Origin of the sequence: Enterococcus sp. HMSC072F02, from assembly GCF_001837725.1 — a bacterium.
Classification (GTDB): domain Bacteria; phylum Bacillota; class Bacilli; order Lactobacillales; family Enterococcaceae; genus Enterococcus_B; species Enterococcus_B lactis.
Genome location: NZ_KV833978.1, coordinates 22,723 through 39,682, shown reverse-complemented (window position 1 = coordinate 39,682; position 16,960 = coordinate 22,723). Strand labels below are relative to the sequence as shown.

Annotated in this window: 15 protein-coding genes and 2 pseudogenes; 15 read left to right on the top strand and 2 right to left on the bottom strand. The window is 36.6% G+C overall.

Annotated features, from left to right (window positions below; all coding sequences use genetic code 11):
- Positions 1 to 7: 7 nt before the first annotated feature.
- Complete coding sequence (locus tag HMPREF2731_RS13705) at positions 8 to 694, bottom strand: prepilin peptidase (RefSeq protein ID WP_002329799.1); 687 nt, start codon at positions 692 to 694, stop codon at positions 8 to 10.
- A 79-nt stretch (positions 695 to 773) separates the two neighbouring features.
- On the opposite strand from HMPREF2731_RS13705, the gene HMPREF2731_RS13700 reads away from it, so the two are divergent.
- The 4 genes from HMPREF2731_RS13700 (at position 774) to rpsI (ending at position 4,018) form a co-directional block, all read left to right on the top strand.
- Positions 774 to 2,312, top strand: coding sequence for a gluconokinase (locus HMPREF2731_RS13700; RefSeq protein WP_002329800.1), 1,539 nt, complete (start codon positions 774 to 776; stop codon positions 2,310 to 2,312).
- Between the two features lie 119 nt (positions 2,313 to 2,431).
- The gene (locus tag HMPREF2731_RS13695) at positions 2,432 to 2,899 is read left to right on the top strand and encodes a Dps family protein (protein ID WP_002310545.1); all 468 of its coding nucleotides are present in this window, start codon (positions 2,432 to 2,434) and stop codon (positions 2,897 to 2,899) included.
- Positions 2,900 to 3,181: 282 nt separating this feature from the next.
- Positions 3,182 to 3,610: a 50S ribosomal protein L13 gene (rplM, locus tag HMPREF2731_RS13690; RefSeq protein WP_002323724.1), complete on the top strand. Its 429-nt coding sequence runs from the start codon at positions 3,182 to 3,184 to the stop codon at positions 3,608 to 3,610.
- A 15-nt stretch (positions 3,611 to 3,625) separates the two neighbouring features.
- Entirely contained in the window at positions 3,626 to 4,018 is a 393-nt protein-coding gene (gene rpsI / locus HMPREF2731_RS13685; protein ID WP_002287505.1) for a 30S ribosomal protein S9, read from the top strand.
- A 196-nt stretch (positions 4,019 to 4,214) separates the two neighbouring features.
- Here rpsI and HMPREF2731_RS13675 read toward each other — a convergent pair whose 3' ends face one another.
- Positions 4,215 to 4,532 (bottom strand): hypothetical protein, encoded by a 318-nt coding sequence (locus HMPREF2731_RS13675; protein WP_002329802.1) that lies wholly within the window; start codon positions 4,530 to 4,532, stop codon positions 4,215 to 4,217.
- A gap of 106 nt (positions 4,533 to 4,638) precedes the next feature.
- On the opposite strand from HMPREF2731_RS13675, the gene HMPREF2731_RS13670 reads away from it, so the two are divergent.
- The 11 genes and pseudogenes from HMPREF2731_RS13670 (at position 4,639) to HMPREF2731_RS13620 (ending at position 16,928) form a co-directional block, all read left to right on the top strand.
- Entirely contained in the window at positions 4,639 to 4,869 is a 231-nt protein-coding gene (locus HMPREF2731_RS13670) for a helix-turn-helix domain-containing protein (RefSeq protein WP_002329803.1), read from the top strand.
- Positions 4,870 to 4,931: 62 nt separating this feature from the next.
- Positions 4,932 to 6,359, top strand: a pseudogene (locus HMPREF2731_RS15590) (LA2681 family HEPN domain-containing protein); the annotation flags it as partial.
- 18 nt (positions 6,360 to 6,377) lie between these two features.
- Positions 6,378 to 6,548: pseudogene (locus HMPREF2731_RS15425) on the top strand (ATP-binding protein); the annotation flags it as partial.
- A gap of 211 nt (positions 6,549 to 6,759) precedes the next feature.
- Positions 6,760 to 8,682 carry a BglG family transcription antiterminator gene (locus tag HMPREF2731_RS13660; RefSeq protein WP_002329805.1) on the top strand — a complete coding sequence of 641 codons (1,923 nt, stop codon included), beginning with the start codon at positions 6,760 to 6,762 and terminating at the stop codon, positions 8,680 to 8,682.
- Complete coding sequence (locus tag HMPREF2731_RS13655; RefSeq protein WP_002302514.1) at positions 8,683 to 9,129, top strand: PTS sugar transporter subunit IIA; 447 nt, start codon at positions 8,683 to 8,685, stop codon at positions 9,127 to 9,129.
- Between the two features lie 15 nt (positions 9,130 to 9,144).
- Entirely contained in the window at positions 9,145 to 9,459 is a 315-nt protein-coding gene (locus tag HMPREF2731_RS13650) for a PTS fructose transporter subunit IIB (protein WP_002302516.1), read from the top strand.
- A gap of 25 nt (positions 9,460 to 9,484) precedes the next feature.
- Positions 9,485 to 10,534 carry a PTS fructose transporter subunit IIC gene (locus tag HMPREF2731_RS13645; RefSeq protein WP_002305530.1) on the top strand — a complete coding sequence of 350 codons (1,050 nt, stop codon included), beginning with the start codon at positions 9,485 to 9,487 and terminating at the stop codon, positions 10,532 to 10,534.
- An 11-nt stretch (positions 10,535 to 10,545) separates the two neighbouring features.
- Positions 10,546 to 13,149 (top strand): glycoside hydrolase family 38 N-terminal domain-containing protein, encoded by a 2,604-nt coding sequence (locus tag HMPREF2731_RS13640; RefSeq protein ID WP_002329806.1) that lies wholly within the window; start codon positions 10,546 to 10,548, stop codon positions 13,147 to 13,149.
- A 115-nt stretch (positions 13,150 to 13,264) separates the two neighbouring features.
- The gene (locus tag HMPREF2731_RS13635) at positions 13,265 to 14,914 is read left to right on the top strand and encodes a MutS-related protein (RefSeq protein ID WP_002329807.1); all 1,650 of its coding nucleotides are present in this window, start codon (positions 13,265 to 13,267) and stop codon (positions 14,912 to 14,914) included.
- A gap of 315 nt (positions 14,915 to 15,229) precedes the next feature.
- Positions 15,230 to 16,165 (top strand): ABC transporter ATP-binding protein, encoded by a 936-nt coding sequence (locus tag HMPREF2731_RS13625; protein ID WP_070873171.1) that lies wholly within the window; start codon positions 15,230 to 15,232, stop codon positions 16,163 to 16,165.
- Positions 16,158 to 16,928 (top strand): ABC transporter permease, encoded by a 771-nt coding sequence (locus HMPREF2731_RS13620; protein ID WP_002287492.1) that lies wholly within the window; start codon positions 16,158 to 16,160, stop codon positions 16,926 to 16,928. The genes HMPREF2731_RS13625 and HMPREF2731_RS13620 overlap by 8 nt, the downstream gene beginning before the upstream one ends.
- Positions 16,929 to 16,960 lie beyond the last annotated feature (32 nt).

The following is a 16,960-nucleotide window of genomic DNA, read 5'->3' as shown; positions in this document are numbered from 1 at the left end:
CCTTTTTTCAATACCTAAAATGAAGGACGATCAGCAAGGCACTACTCAAAAAAGGAATGAAAGGCAGCTTTTCCAACTTTTTTTTATGACAGATAAAGTAAACAGAAAAAAAGGATATTCCAAACAGGCTAGCCAGAAACAAGACCCGAAGCAACTCTTCCAGAGGCAAGCCCCCACTCCAAGAAAGCACCAACAGAGTATCGCCAGCTCCGAGATAGGATTGACCATAGCGAAGGCATACAGCGCCTACGATGAACGTTAACAACATACTGTGCCATTGGAAAACGCCGGCCTGCAACCAAAAAATCCATAAGACAGCCCAGGAGCAGAATAGCGTGTGAGAATGGACCATGAAGTAAAACAAGTCTATCAACGAAAATAGCAAAGCCGAAAGCACCCAAATGAACGTCGAAAAATTTCTTGCGGAAGAAAAAGTAAAGAACCAGACAAAAAGACCACCACATAAGACTTCTGCCAGCAAATAGTAGAAGGGCAACCGACACCGGCAATAGCGGCAGCGAAAACGTTGGACGATGATCGAGAGAATCGGAATCAATTCATACCAAGAAAGCGAACGACAGCATTTGACACAATGGGATCTAGGATAAATAATAGAGTGACCTAACGGAATCCGCTGGGCGGTTAAACATAAAAATGACCCAATACAGCAACCAATGATAAAATAAAGTAACACGCCATCTCCCCCTTTTCAAAACCAAGATACGCAAGCTTAAACTAAATTTTTGTACATACATAAAATTTGAGGTGAAAAAATGAACGTTTCAATCGGATTAGATATCGGAACCACACAAACCAAAGCAGTTGCTTTCACAGATGAAGCCCAAGAAGCAGCATCCGCTTATTTTCGCTACCCTTTGATCCAAGAAACACAAGGGATGGCAGAACAAGATCAGGAATTGATCTTTCAAGGCGTCTGCACCGTTATAAAAGAAGTAATTAAACAGTTGCCTTCAGACACGACCATTCAATTTGTCTCCTTCTCCTCTGCGATGCATAGCCTGATATTGTTGGATGAAGAGAAAACACCGTTATCTCGAATGATCACTTGGGCAGATAACCGAGCAGCGGACGAAGCAGAAAAACTGAAATATACCGTGCTTGGCAAAGAATTTTATCGGCAGACTGGGACACCGATCCATCCAATGACACCATTGAACAAAATCAAGTGGCTGCAAAACAGCCAACCTGAATTATTCAAAAAAACTGCTTATTTTGCCGGTATCAAAGACTATATCTTTTATAGATTGTTTGGCGAACTCATCAGCGATTACGGAACAGCTTCAGGAACTGGATACTTTGACATCCATGAATTCCAATGGGCAGAAGAAGTGCTTGACTACTTGGGCATTCGAACAGAACAATTGCCGCAAGTGTTTCCTTCCACCTATCAAGTAACAGGTCTACCGTCAGAAACAGCAGCAGAACTAGGTTTGCCAAATGATATATCATTTGTTTTGGGAGGGGCAGACGGGCCGCTTTCTAATCTAGGGTTAGGCGCTTTTGGTGATACGATTGCCGCTTTGACTGTAGGAACGAGCGGAGCACTTCGTTTTATTACTACTCAGCCTCAGTTCCATCCAGAAATGGAGACGTTTTGTTATGTTCTGGATCAGAAACATTGGGTAGTGGGAGGAGCGACTAGCAATGGTGCTGGCATCTTTGATTGGGCAGGGCACACATTTTTACAGGAAGTCGTTCAATCTGCTAAAGAAAAAGGCGAAAATCCATATGATGCACTGCTTTCGGCTATTGCTTTTGTGCCAGCAGGTGCCAATGGTCTGATTTTTCATCCCTATTTGCTTGGCGAGCGAGCACCGCTTTGGGACGCAGATGCGTTTGGCAGTTTTATCGGCTTGCAGCGGCAACATACAGAAAAAGAAATGATGAAGGCGATTCTAGAAGGGATCTGTCTCAACCTTTATCGAATTTTAAAAGGAGTTTGCCAAGAAAATCAGCTCACAGAGATCCGTGCTACAGGCGGTTTTGCTCAATCTCCGATTTTTCGTCAGATGATGGCTGATGTACTGGGTTACCCGCTTGTTTTCCCTACTGTCACAGAAGCATCCGCATTAGGAGCTGTGATTTTAGGCTGGCGAAGCATCGGAAAGATTCAAAGTATCAGTGAAGCACAGGAATTGATAGAATTGAAAGCGCAAGTCGGAGTACAAGAAAACGATCATAAAAAATATCAGAAAATCTATCCATTATTTGTTTCGACACAAAAGCATTTAGCACAGACTTATCAGCAATTTGCTGAACTGCGAGAAGAATTAGCTGATTCTGAAAAATGATTGGCTTTACGGATAAAAAAGCGAAATGAAAATCGTTCTCAGGTAAAGGATTTTGTTGTACTTTTCATTGAAAGTCTACTATTATTTTAAGTGTAAGAAAATGTTAGGAGGCAAGAAAGATGAAATTCCAACAAACCAAAGAAGTATTAAATCAATTAGTTGCAGATCTAAGCCAAATGTCTGTTGTTGTTCACCAAACACATTGGTACATGAGAGGACCAGGTTTCCTTACATTGCACCCAATGATGGATGAGTTTATGGACGATTTGAACGCTCAGTTAGATGAAGTATCCGAACGCTTGATCACATTAGACGGTTCACCTTATTCTACATTACGTGAATTTGCAGATAACACGAAAATCCCTGATGAAGTAGGACGTTGGGACCGCACGATTCCTGAACGTTTGGAAACACTTGTTGCAGGCTACCGTTATCTAGCAGATCTTTACCAAAAAGGAATCGAAGTTTCTGGAGAAGAAGGCGACGATCCAACACAAGATATCTTTATCGAATTCAAAACAGCCACAGAAAAACGTATCTGGATGATCCAAGCTCATCTAGGCAAAGCGCCAGAGATCGACGCGTAAAAACTTTGTTGAACTTGACCGAAAAAAGGACGCAGAACTTGATAGTTCAGCGTCCTTTTTGTTTTTCATTTTGGCAGGAAACGACCCTTTTATATAAAAGAAAGAAAAAGAAGTAAAGTTTCATATAAATTTTTCAATCAAGCAGAAAAACGTTGACATTGACTAGATTAGCGGGTAATATGTTAAATGGTATTGTTTGCCCCACAAAGAGCCCCGGAAACTCGAAGTGTATGTCAAACATCAGAACTTAAATTGGAGGAAAATAACGTGCGTACAACATATATGGCCAAACCAGGCGAAGTAGAACGTAAATGGTATGTAGTAGACGCAACTGATGTTCCATTGGGACGTCTTTCAACAGTTGTTGCATCTGTACTACGTGGTAAAAATAAACCAACTTTCACACCTCATTTGGATACTGGCGATTTCGTCATCGTCATCAATGCAGACAAAGTGAAATTAACAGGTAAAAAAGCGACTGACAAAATTTATTACCGTCACAGCAACTACCCAGGAGGATTGAAATCAATCACTGCTGGCGAATTGCGTGCTAAAAATTCTCGTCGTTTGATCGAAACTTCTGTAAAAGGTATGCTTCCTAAAAACACTTTAGGCCGCAAACAATTTACAAAATTGAACGTATACGGTGGAGCAGAACATCCACATGCAGCACAACAACCAGAAGTTTTAGACATCACAAACTTAATCTAATAGGAGGGAATTTCATTGGCACAAGTTCAATATATCGGCACAGGCCGTCGTAAAAACGCAGTTGCTCGCGTACGTCTAGTACCAGGAACTGGTAAAATTACTGTAAATAAAAAAGATGTTGAAGAATACATTCCACATGCTGACTTGCGTGAAGTAATCAATCAACCTTTCGCTGTTACTGAAACAAAAGGCGCATATGACGTATTTGTTAACGTAAACGGCGGAGGATACGCTGGACAATCAGGAGCTATCCGTCATGGTATCGCTCGTGCATTGCTAGAAGTTGATCCTGACTTCCGTTTAGCGCTTAAACGTGCTGGCTTGCTTACACGTGACGCACGTATGGTCGAACGTAAAAAACCAGGTCTTAAAAAAGCTCGTAAAGCATCACAATTCTCAAAACGTTAATTGCGATTATCGTTCGAGTTCACGAGTTACGAGAATCGTACTGGGCGAAGCAATGCTGAGCGCAGTTACCTTGATCCTAACTTTTCTGGCACTTTCCAAGTTTTGGAAAGTGTCTTTTTTTTGTGTGTTTTTAGGTGCAAATAAATGAGATGAATATTGAAACGAAATAGTCAAAAAAAAATACTTTTTAGCTACCTCATTTTTCATAAATTTTAACCTTTTCTCTAGTTTTTAACTTTTCAAGCTGTTTTTCTAAACTCTCAGTACGTTGTAGAAAGTCATTGAGAAAGATTTTGAATATTTGGGCATTTGCATGGTATTTCTGAATAATATTTTTCTTATTAATTGGTTCTTTTTCACAATCGAAAAATTTGTTTAATACCTCTAGTATTGATGACCATGATTGAAGTTGCTCAAGCGTTATTTCTAGCGCATTGATATCTTGTTGAGTAATGGTTTTAATCGGTTGATTCTTCTTTGTCAGTAATTCTTTATTTTCATTTTTCGATGTCATAAGGGTACCTCCTGCTATTTTATAAAACCCATGTCTATTTGAACAACAATCTAAAATTATTATACTATACCATGTTTATATAGACAACACGGGGGAGGAAATATAAATGAACGAAAATGAAGGTGGTAGAAAAGTGGAAGTGCTAATCAACGATTTATTAGCAGAACGACAAATGTCTTTAAGAGAGCTCGCAAGATTATCGGGAATTGAGCCATCAAATTTAAGCAATTTGGCAAATGGAAAAAGACAGAAAATTTATTTAGAACACATTGAAAGAATCGCGGATGCGTTAGAGATTGATGATATATCAGAGATTATTAGGATAGTAGAGAAATAGCATCTTATCTTAAGGAGGAGGTTTAAATCGGAAATTGGTGGGAAAATCAGAAATTACGAATTATGCAATTAGAATGCGATCAAGCTCTTGATTCTGGAGATATTGATAAATCTCTAAAATTGAGTGAAATTTGTTTTAATTTAGGTCATGAAGAAGAACTAGACACGATGATAAAAGCCAGTTATTTATATTGTTCAGCTACTAGTTTAATGGATATTTTGCCCAAAAATGAAAATATAGACACTAAAGAGCAAACTTATGAACGGTGTCTTTATTTATATAGAACAGCAAAAGATTTATGTTTGTTAGGCTATGATGAATTGATAATGGACGATGAATCTTCTATAATTTCAAAAACTTATATAGACGGACTCTTTCTACAACTAACTGTTAATTATGGAAACATACTTTCTCAGTGTGGTAGATATGTAAAATCAATTAATAATTTGAATGAAGTTTTAGAAATGAACTTTCCTATGGCAGTTGGAAATTTAGCTTTAAAAATAGTAGACTATTCTTATTTTGATGAGAGCCATAGGCATATTATGTTTTGTTATGCATTTCATTTACTGGAAAGTGTTTTAGATGAGAAAGTAACGTTTCCTGAAAAGGAAATGGCACAGGTACTTTTCTATAAATATTTAAATGGGATTAAAAGTAGTGTCAGTTTAGATTATTTAAAGATTGATTTTTCTTTAACGGACTTTTTAGAACCTATAGAGAATATGTCTGAGGAAGAAGAGAACTATAGATCATGGGTTGGGGCTAATGGAGTAGCACTCAATCAATTGAATGATCTTTTTTTGGAAATGGAAGTTGGCTATGATCCATTACACTTACCTGGAATAGTAGAAGATATAGATAATACGTGGTTTCCGAGGTATCATGGTATTTTTAATCAAATTAAACAAGAATATGTATCTGCAAGATTTTGGATTTATGAAGGATTGACTGATAGAACGCTACATTATTCTGATAAGGATGTATATTTAGTGGATACTCTTGACTACCCAGTATATGGAATAGGAATTGAAAAAGTAAAAGCTGCGTATCGAAGCATATATTCAATATTTGATAAACTTGCTTATTTTCTAAATAAGTACTTAAAATTGGGCATATCCGATGATGTTATTAGTTTTGTAAATCTATGGTACAAAGATGTGAGAAATCAAAAAAGGAGGAAGGAAATCCAAAAAATTCAAAGAGAAAATTATGCTTTGAATGGGTTGTGGTGGATATACAAAGATTTAAGAAACAAAACAGTGTATGGTGATAAACATATTGATCCAGTATTAAAAAAAATATCTGGTGTAAGGAATGCTATGGAGCATAGGTATCTAAAAATTTTAGACTATTACGAGTTAAATTTAAATAAAGAAAGTAGCAGATTAGATGAATTTGCCTATAATATTAGCTTTAATGATTTTGAAGAGCTAACTATTGAGTTGTTAAAGTTAGCAAGAGAAGCTATAATTCAATTGATTATGATTATCAAGATTGAAGAGAGTAAAAAAGTTTTCCAGCGTTTTTATACAGAAAATACCAGCCGCACAAATACGGAATCTAGCGGAATCGGGCTTTACCTGTCAAAAAAATTGGTGGAAGGAATGAGAGGAGAGATGACCGCTAAATTAGACGGGGGCATCTTCTCCATCTCCGTCAAGTTGCGGAGGGTTTAATTATACAAGATTAGTGAGAACTAGTAGAAAAATGTATTATCTTATATATATTTAATAGAGAAAAAAGCCTGTGATATAAATATTGCAGGCTTTTTTATTGATTTGAAATAATCAAGAATATTAGAAACTTCTACATTAATCAAGAACTTTCTTCTGTATGAAAATAGAGATAATAATTGTACACTTAAGCTGTATTCAGGAGGTGAAGATAATGGGCATCGAATTTAGCGAACGGCAAATGAAAATACTATACTTTTTGATTGAAAATGAGCACACAACTTACAAAGAATTATCAGAACAATTATATGTATCTACGAAAACAATTAGCAAAGATATTTTAATTTTGAAAGAAATAATCCAAAAAATGCCAGATGTACAAATGTTGGTCCAACCTAAAAAAGGCGTTTCGCTTATTGGAAAAAAAGAAACACTTCGAAATTTATTATCCAGTTATAAAATCAATATCGCAGACTCTCCGGAGGACCGTCTAACTTATGTGTTTGCTAAATTATTGAATACTAATGATTCTCTAAAGATTCAAAATCTTGCTGACGAATTATACGTGAGCAGGTCGACGGTAGAAAGCACAATGAAAGATGTTAGAAAAAGACTAAACAAGCATGGGATGTCCTTAGTTTCAGATCGAAATGGCGTGCGCATCAAAGCTGATGAAAAAAGTAAAAGAAGGTTGATGTCAGAAGTTGTGAACTATTATTGGGGTGGCTTTACAGCATCTAACAGTAAAACAGATCTCTTAGACTTGAATATTAATTTCATTGGTGAAGCAAATAATTTCTTAAATAAGGACATATTGAAAAAAGTAGCCGAATTGCTTAATCGATACATGAATAAGACACAATTGAAATTTACAGATTATGAATTTCAAACTTTAGCTATCCACCTTGCTATTGCGATAGAAAGGATTGAAACAAGCAATTTCTTATCACGTAGTAATAATTCTGAAGAAGAAATCTCAGAGAACACACTTATTTTAATCAAAATGATTGAAAAAGCATTTTCAATTATTGTGCCAATAGATGAACAAGCTTATGTTGACATCCACATTACTTCGATTGAAAAAAATGCTATGAATCACGACTTAGATCAAACGAAGCTTTCCTATTTAGATATGGGTGTTGAGCTACAAGAGCTAGTAAGAACTAAATTAAATGAATTTTATCCTGATGAAGAATTGATCAATAATCTAGTATTACATCTCAATGCAGCAGTTAAAAGACTCAAATTGGGAGTAAATATCTATAATCCTTATACGGACAAAATCAAATATTCTTTTAAAAGGTCATTTATGATAAGTGTGGATTTATTAGAGGAAATCGAAGAGAGATTCTGTATACATTTCAATGAAGATGAAATCGCTTACGTAACACTCCATGTTCAATCACTTTTGGATCGTTACAAACCTGACAAAACGAAAGTGATATTAGTTTGTAGTAGCGGATATGGAACATCAAAATTATTAGAGCAAAGAATAAATAACGGTTTTGCAGATATGGTTGAGATAAAAGATGTACTAAGCATCAATGAACTACAAGATCGAAAAGTCACTGATGAACTTGTTATAAGCACGATTCCGATTGAAAATACAAATTTTCCTGTTATTGTTGTTAGTCCTTTGATGTTAGGGGCAGATGTCAGAAAAGTAAAACAGTATCTACAGTTAAATGAACAAACAGAAGATGCTTTTCTAAATTTATTAGATAAACGATTTTGCTTTTTTACCCACCAAATAAAGGATAATCAAGTGAACGTTTTAAATATAATTACCAAAAAATTGGTAAAAGAAAATTACGCGAAAGAAGGGATACTAGAGGGAGCAATCAAAAGAGAAAAACTATCTTCAACAGCGATGAATGATTTTGCTATGCCGCATATCGAAGTAGATTTTATAAAAAAACCAGTAATCTGTGTCTACGTTAATCCAGAAGGAATTGATTGGGATGGGACACTTGTTCATTCTGTTTTCTTTTTTGCACTTAATGAAAAAGTAAAACCTGAATTGAATAAAATTTATGAAACATTCAATGAAATCGCTTCGAATCATGAGTTATTAGCAAATTTAAAAACGAGTTCGTCGTTTGAAAAATTAGTTTATATATTGAAAGAAGGCTTATAAATGATCAGTGAAAAAATCAATATAAATAATATAGTGATAGATTTAAATGCATCTGATAAAAAAAGTGTAGTCGAAAAATTATCGAAATTGTTAGAGACTAATGGGTTTGTGTCTGACCACAAACAATTTCAAAAAGACGTATTTGACAGAGAAAACCATATGACCACAGGAATTGGGAAAAATATCGCCATTCCTCATGGCAAAAGCCTAGCAGTAATTGAATCAACAGTGGCTGTAGCCAAGTTAAAGCGGTCTGTTGAATGGGGCGCATTAGATGATCAACCAGTTGATCTCGTCTTTTTGTTAGCAATAAAAGACACTGATAAAGGTACTAATCATTTACGTATTTTAGCAGAATTATCTGGAAGATTGATGGATGACGAGTTTGTTAAAAGAATAAAAGATTCGAGAAATAAAAAAGAATTGGTAAAAGCTCTATCATTTTAAAAGGAGGAATTTCATATGACAAAAATAGTAGCAGTAACAGCATGTATCGCAGGGATTGCCCATACTTATATGGCAAAAGCTAATTTAGAAAAGTTTGCGAAGAAGAAAGGGTTAGATATTAAAGTAGAAACACAGGGGGCTATGGGGATAGAAAACAAACTTTCAATTTCGGATGTTTCCGAGGCAGATGTTGTCATATTTGCAGTAGATACAAATGTTTCAGAACGAGGTCGCTTTGATGGTAAACCGATTTTAACAGTAGGAACCTCAGAGGTAGTAAAAGATGGTGAAGAGACGATTGATGAAGCAATTGCATTAATTAACAAATAAAAAATGTATCGTGGGGGAGTTACTAATGGAATTCAAGAAACAAGGAAGAGAAATTTTAAATCATTTCCAAAGTGGGGTTTCCTATATGATCCCGCTTGTCGTAGCAGCAGGGTTACTAACTTCTATTGCAGTCATTTTTGGTGGCACAGGTGTTTGGGACCAGACGGATACATTCTGGGGAGTCCTGCGAATGATTGGTCAGACGGGATTACAGTTTATTGTACCGATGATTTCAGCCTATATCGCATATTCAATTGCTGACCGTCCCGGTCTAGCACCAGCTTTTATCACTGGGATGATGTGTCAAAATCTTGGTATGGGATTTATTGGAGGAATGGTTGCTGGATTAGCTTGTGGCTATTTAGCTAATGCATTGAAAAAAGTAAAAGTACCGATGCAAGTTATTAGTCTAAAATCAATTATGCTGATTCCTTTTGTTACTACATTAGTTGTTGGAATCATATTATGGTATGTACTAGCTACGCCTATTCAAGCAATGACAACAGGACTGACTAATTGGCTAGAAGGCATGTCAGGAGCAAATGCTGCTTTGATGTCGGCTATTTTAGGAGGAATGATGGCGTTTGATATGGGAGGACCTATCAATAAAATTGCATATGCTTTTGGGGTTGCTTCTTTTTCAAGCGGAAGCTTTGGACCTAGTACAGCCATGTTATTAGGTATTGCTATTCCGCCATTTGGAATGTTTTTAGCAACAATTTTAAACAAAAAACTTTATGATGAATCAGAACGAGATAATGCAAAGACAGCTATGATTATGGGCCTTGTTGGGATTACTGAAGGGACGATCCCGTTTGCCGTGAAAGATCCTTTACGAGTAATACCAAGCATCGTGGTGGGCACTGCAGTAGCATGTGGTCTAAATGGATTTTTTGGTGTTACTCAAGAAACAATGCTTTCAACCTTTATGGCAATTCCTTTTGTTACGAATATACCTCTATATTTAGTATCAATTGTTATTGGGGGAGTGGTTACAGCGTTAATGGTCAATGCACTAAAATCCATCAAGTATAAAAAAGAACAACAAGTAAATTCAGTAGAAGAAGGAAAGTAGGGGAATCTGACATGGTCAATGCACATATAATTCAACACACGCACTGGGACAGAGAATGGTATTTTACAAATGAAGATGCCATCGTATTGTCTGATCAGGTCTTTACTGAAGTTCTAGATGAATTGGAAAGGAACCCTAAAGTAAACTTTTGTTTAGATGGACAAACTTCAATCGTCGATGAGTATTTGGAGATCAATCCGCAAAAGCTTAAGGTTATCCAACGACTGATGAAAACAGGACAACTATTTGTGGGACCGTGGTATGCACAAACAGATGCCTTATTAGTGGATGCTGAATCAATTTTAAGAAACTTAATGATTGGGATCAGTGATACGATCCTTAAATATGGAGATCCAATGATGGTAGGGTATTTGCCTGACACGTTTGGGTTCAATGCGAATTTGCCTACACTTTTGCATCAAGTAGAAATCGATAATTTCATGTGTTGGCGAGGATTAAACTTTGAAACGATGGTTCCATCTCCTTACTTTATCTGGAAAGGATTAGGAGATAAATTTGTTTATGCCATGAATTTTCCATTTGGTTATATGACTGGAATGATGACCTTAGACGCAATTAAAGATATTCCTGAATTTGCAAAAGAAAAGTTGGATGAAGCAGTTGAAATGCTTCATATGCAAGGAAAAAACAAAGATATTTTAGTACCTTCGGGTGTAGATCAAAAGTCAATGATTTTAAATTTTGATCAAGTCGTAGAGAAGTTGAATAAATACAGTAAATTCCACAATATTATTTCAGATTATCCTTCTTATGTAGAAGTTATCAAAAATAAAAAAGAATTACCTGAATATAAAGGTGAACTTCGTCAGCCGGTTTACTCTCGTGTTCATCGTTCGATTGGCTCAGTAAGAACAAAAATGAAAATAGAAAATTTTAAATTGGAACAAAAAATTTTAAAACGAGTTGAGCCGCTCATGCTGATTGCAGAAAGAAATGGTATCCATATCAGTAAAGGCCTACTTCGTCGGTTATGGAAAAAGATTTTGCAAAACCAGGCTCATGATAGTATTGGTGGCTGTGTTTCAGATAATGTTGCGGAAGATATTTTCCATCGGATCAAAGAAGCTAATGAGATAGCCGACGGAATCGAAAACCTTATTGTAAAACGGATGGCTGATGCATTAAAGCTAAAATCGAATGAAGTCCTTGTTTTCAACACAACGACTGAGAATTATAGTGGATCGAAAATCGTGCATGTAGTAGCTGATTCAAAGAAAATACATTTCAAAGGCAGTCCCTATAATATCATTGAAAAAGAAGTTTATTTTCCAGAACGGAAAAATGCTTATCGGATGATTGCTACAGGTTTCGAATATTTTGATGAACCAGCTTATTATGAACTTGACATAAAAATAAATGTAAATGTGCCAGCGCTAGGATACACTGTTGTTGAATTTGAGAAAAATAATGAAAAATTAGAAACAGCAATCGAGATAGACAAAACTGAGATAAGTAACAATAAATATAAACTTTCTTTTAAGGATGGGCACTTGAATTTGATAGTTGGAGATAGACAATATCTTGATTTCGTTCATTTGATCGATTCAGCAAATGATGGCGATACGTATGATTATTCACCATTAGAAGGAGATACAGAACTATCTCTAAAATTTGAAACAGCTAAAGTATATAAAGATTCTTTACAAGAAACATTAGTGGTTTACGGAAAAGCTCAACTTCCTAAAAATTTAAAAGATCGTTTATCTGAAAAACCCGAAATGGAAGAAATATCTTATGAAATATCGTTCAGTCTGGGAGAAAGTCAAATCGTTGAAGGCACACTCAAAATTCATAATACTGTTTACTCGCATCGTATGCGCTTAGCAATTAATGTTTTAGATAAATCTGAAAAATCAATTGCACAAATTCAAAACGGATTTATTGAAAATACCCCTGATGTCATTCCTCCGGATTGGTCAGAAACTATGGTAGAGAAACCTGTTAATTTAGAAATATTCGATAAGAGTGTCTCTGTGGCAGAAAATGATCATTATTTTACTTTTTATGCAGATGGTTTAAAAGAGTATGAACGTATAGAAAATCAATTGATCATAACCTTATTTTCAACAACAGGGGAACTTGGAAAACCTAATCTTGCTTGGCGACCTGGGCGAGCTTCAGGAGATACGACAAATGAAGGGCATGTCATGATGGAAACACCGCTAGCTCAAGAAATAGGTGAGTATAAAGTCACTTTTGGATTTAATGTAGAAGAAGGAAGATTTAATGAGTTCAAAGTGGCAAAACAGGCAGAAAAACGGTTAGAACAATCTATTTCTTATCAAAAGCAGAAACTGAATGTATTTATTCACAGGTTAGATAACAAGATTTGGCCATTACAAAACGAACTTGATGTTCCTCGTAAATTTTCATTGATTGAATTACCTGAAGACTTAATTGTATCATCGATTTATCCTTCTTATTTTCATGAACAAGGATTTGTTCTTCGCTTAGCTAATCCAACAGAACAAGAAAAAATAGTACCTGAGGCTATCCTTTCCCTTGGGACAGTTGTCAATGCACTGGAGAATAAACAAGAATTAACAACAATTCCTCCCTATGATTATTTGTCAATTTTGATAAATGAGAGATAAATATGTAATATACAAGAAAAAACACCTTTTATTTTGAAAGGTGTTTTTTTACCCCCTTTTCAAATAGCGCAACAGTGCTATACTAAAGCTAACAAATAAAGGAACGGAGAGGGATATGGGTCAAAGAGAATTTATCGTTTCAATTATTATTGCAGTTGTTATTTTATTGGTCATTTTAGACATTTTTTCACGTTTGAAATTAAAGGAAACAGTTCGTAGCAAATGGGGAAAAATTCCTTATCAACCGAGATTTGATAAAGAAGAAAGCTTGAAGGAAGCATGGCTCACGGAGAAGAAGTTCCGTTCATGGGATAGCGAAATCGACGATCTTACTTGGTATGACCTGGATATGTTCGAAGTATTCGAAGGGATCAACAGTACCTATTCTAGTGTAGGTTCAGAAGCGTTGTATCAACGTTTACGCAGCTTTGATTTTGGCGAAGATCAGCAGTTAGAAAAACTGATTGCTTTTTATCAGGAAAATCCTCAACTGAGAGAAAAAATCCAATATCAATTCGCTCGTTTAGGAAAAAAAGATCATAATTTTGCAAAACAATATCTAGCGGATGGAAAAAGTAAAAAGATTGGACGCGTAGGTTTATTTATTTTTCTTGGCTTGCTTCCGCTGGTGGGTGTAGGTTTGCTTCTTTTAGGTCAAGTACTAGGAATCTATTTGGCAATCGGTGGGTTAGTATTCAATACGGTCTATTATCTAGTGAAGAAACAAACACTAGAAACAGAGCTGAATAGCATGAGTTATTTGGTTTCAACGATTTCAGCCGCCAATCAGTTAGCAAAACTGCCGACACCACTTCAAGAAGAGCTGAAACAGCAAACTAAACCATTAAGAGACATCCCTAAATTAGGTTTTTCATTTCGTATGAAGAGCGGGAGTGAAGCAGAGTTGATTTTTGAATATGTCAACATCATGTTCATGCTGCCATTTATCTCCTATCATTTCGTTCTCACTAAATTAGAAAAACATTCAACTGAAGCCATCAAGCTGTGGGAATTGCTGGGAGAATTAGAAGTAGCTGCTGCAATATTGAATTACCGTACTTATATGCCCATCACTTGCCGTCCGGAATTTACTGAGGGCGGTGTGACAGCGAAAGATATCTATCATCCATTGTTAAAAGAAGCGGTAGTGAATCCAGTCAACTGGCAGAAGAATACATTAGTCACGGGTTCCAATTCATCAGGAAAATCTACGTATGTCAAAAGTATAGCTATCAGCTGTATTCTAGCACAGACGATCCAAACAGCGATTGCAGAACAGTTTATCCTGCAACCTGGACATGTGTTGACTTCCATGGCAATCGAAGATGATTTATTTGAAGGCGATAGTTATTTTGTTTCAGAAATCAAATCGATCAAACGTTTGCTGGACCAAGTGGCTTCCAAAGAACGCTGTTACTGCTTCGTAGATGAGATTTTAAAAGGGACAAACACGATCGAACGGATTGCTTCTTCCGCTTCAGTCGTTCGGTGGCTTGCGGAGTATCCATCTTTAGCATTTGTCGCCACACATGATATCGAATTGACAGAGATTTTAAAGAATTATTGTGAGAATGTCCACTTTGAAGAACAAGTAACAGAAGGAAAAGGAATCAGTTTTGATTTCAAATTAAAAGAAGGACCTTCAAGGACCCGAAATGCGATTGCCTTGCTGAAAGTTTTGGATTACCCAGAGACTTTAGTAGAAACCGCAAAAACGGAAGCCGCGTCATTTGATGAAAAGCGGCAGTGGCATGTATTGGGATAGGCGAAGTGATCGAAAGTATTCATTGGATCAAAAATCTTGGCTTTTGCTTCCGCCGTTTATACGTGTTTAGAGCGTGAGACAAAAGTGTTCTTTACTTTTGTCTCACGCTCCTTTTGTTGCACATATGAATAGTAATCCTTTATCTTCGATTTGTTTTTTCTGAAAAGGTTGTCTGACTTCATCCGATTGATGTCTTTTATTAGAAGATTTTCCTGAGCCCAGCAACCTGATTTTTCGCTGGAACCAAGTTGTTTTTTCATCTGCTGTATTCCATGATACAATAAAGAATCATGTCTATAAGGAGATAGGAAATAAATGGCAAATGCGCTTGAAATAAATAATTTGAAAAAGGTTTATGGAAGTGGGGTCGAAGCATTGCGAGGAATCGATCTTTCCGTGAAAGAAGGAGATTTCTATGCGCTATTAGGACCAAATGGAGCTGGGAAGTCTACAACGATCGGAATCATTACTTCTTTAGTCAATAAAACATCTGGAAAAGTGAAAGTCTTCGGTTATGATCTGGATACGGATCTAGTCCGAGCAAAGCAACAGATTGGATTAGTCCCGCAAGAGTTCAATTTCAATCCCTTTGAAACGGTCCAGCAAATCGTCGTGAATCAAGCAGGTTACTACGGTGTGTCTCGCAAAGAAGCGATGAAACGCAGCGAAAAATATTTGAAGCAGTCCAAACTTTGGGAAAAGAGAAATGTCCGTGCACGTATGCTTTCCGGGGGGATGAAGCGAAGACTGATGATTGCTAGGTCATTGATGCATGAACCACGTTTGCTGATCTTGGATGAACCAACAGCAGGAGTCGATATTGAATTGAGACGCGAGATGTGGGAGTTTCTCCGAGAATTGAACGAACATGGTACAACGATCATTTTGACAACGCATTATCTAGAAGAAGCTGAAATGCTTTGTCGCAACATCGGGATCATCCAATCAGGTGAACTGATTGAGAATACTAGTATGAAAGAGCTTCTATCCAAACTGCAATTTGAAACATTTATCTTTGATTTAGCGCCATATGAGACCAAACCTGTGATTGAAGGATACGCTTGTACATTTGAAGATGAACAGACAATCGCTGTCGAAGTTGAACGAAATCAAGGGGTGAACGGAATCTTCGATCAGCTGACAAGACAAGGAATCAAAGTTCTTTCTATGAGGAATAAGTCGAATCGTTTAGAAGAACTGTTCTTGAAAATCACAGAAGAAAATGATCATACGGAGGAGAAAAATGTTTAATCTTTATTTTACTGCATTAAAAAGTTTAGCTATCAAGGAAACGAACCGCTATTTGCGTATATGGGTCCAAACACTGGTTCCACCAGTGATCACGACATCCTTGTATTTTGTTATTTTCGGAAAAATGATCGGTGGTCGGATCGGTGACATGGGTGGTTTTTCATATATGGAATTCATCGTGCCTGGTTTGATTATGATGTCTGCTATCACTAGTTCGTATGCCAACGTTTCTTCGTCCTTCTTCTCTCAAAAATTTCAGAAAAACATCGAAGAAATCTTGGTAGCACCTGTTCCTACCCATGTGATCATTTGGGGCTTTGTGATTGGCGGAGTGGGTCGTAGTATTCTCGTCGGCTCTCTCGTAACGATCATTTCCTTGTTTTTTGTACCACTTCATGTGTATTCATGGTTCATGGTCATCATTACATTATTGATGACAGCGATTTTGTTTTCGTTAGCAGGACTGCTCAACGGGATTTTTGCTCAGTCTTATGATGATGTATCGATCGTGCCTACATTTGTCTTGCAGCCGTTAACTTATCTAGGTGGCGTTTTCTATGCCATCTCGATGTTACCGCCCTTTTGGCAAGCTGTTTCGAAAGTCAATCCGATCGTTTATATGATCTCCGGTTTCCGTTACGGATTCCTTGGAACGATCGATGTGCCAGTAGCAACATCGATGATCGTACTTGTGTTATTCATCGTTGTTTTGTACGCCGTTACTTGGTATTTGATCAATAAAGGAAGAGGATTGAGAAGTTAGAAAAGAGGTTGTGAAATCAGCGTTTTGACCTG

Coding starts and splice junctions, on each gene's coding strand:
- HMPREF2731_RS13670 (WP_002329803.1), top strand. CDS start 4,639: ATGAACGAAAATGAAGGTGGTAGAAAAGTGGAAGTGCTAATCAACGAT.
- HMPREF2731_RS13695 (WP_002310545.1), top strand. CDS start 2,432: ATGAAATTCCAACAAACCAAAGAAGTATTAAATCAATTAGTTGCAGAT.
- HMPREF2731_RS13660 (WP_002329805.1), top strand. CDS start 6,760: ATGGGCATCGAATTTAGCGAACGGCAAATGAAAATACTATACTTTTTG.
- HMPREF2731_RS13645 (WP_002305530.1), top strand. CDS start 9,485: ATGGAATTCAAGAAACAAGGAAGAGAAATTTTAAATCATTTCCAAAGT.
- HMPREF2731_RS13675 (WP_002329802.1), bottom strand. CDS start 4,532: ATGACATCGAAAAATGAAAATAAAGAATTACTGACAAAGAAGAATCAA.
- rplM (WP_002323724.1), top strand. CDS start 3,182: ATGGCCAAACCAGGCGAAGTAGAACGTAAATGGTATGTAGTAGACGCA.
- HMPREF2731_RS13650 (WP_002302516.1), top strand. CDS start 9,145: ATGACAAAAATAGTAGCAGTAACAGCATGTATCGCAGGGATTGCCCAT.
- HMPREF2731_RS13655 (WP_002302514.1), top strand. CDS start 8,683: ATGATCAGTGAAAAAATCAATATAAATAATATAGTGATAGATTTAAAT.
- HMPREF2731_RS13625 (WP_070873171.1), top strand. CDS start 15,230: ATGGCAAATGCGCTTGAAATAAATAATTTGAAAAAGGTTTATGGAAGT.
- HMPREF2731_RS13700 (WP_002329800.1), top strand. CDS start 774: ATGAACGTTTCAATCGGATTAGATATCGGAACCACACAAACCAAAGCA.
- HMPREF2731_RS13620 (WP_002287492.1), top strand. CDS start 16,158: ATGTTTAATCTTTATTTTACTGCATTAAAAAGTTTAGCTATCAAGGAA.
- HMPREF2731_RS13640 (WP_002329806.1), top strand. CDS start 10,546: ATGGTCAATGCACATATAATTCAACACACGCACTGGGACAGAGAATGG.
- HMPREF2731_RS13635 (WP_002329807.1), top strand. CDS start 13,265: ATGGGTCAAAGAGAATTTATCGTTTCAATTATTATTGCAGTTGTTATT.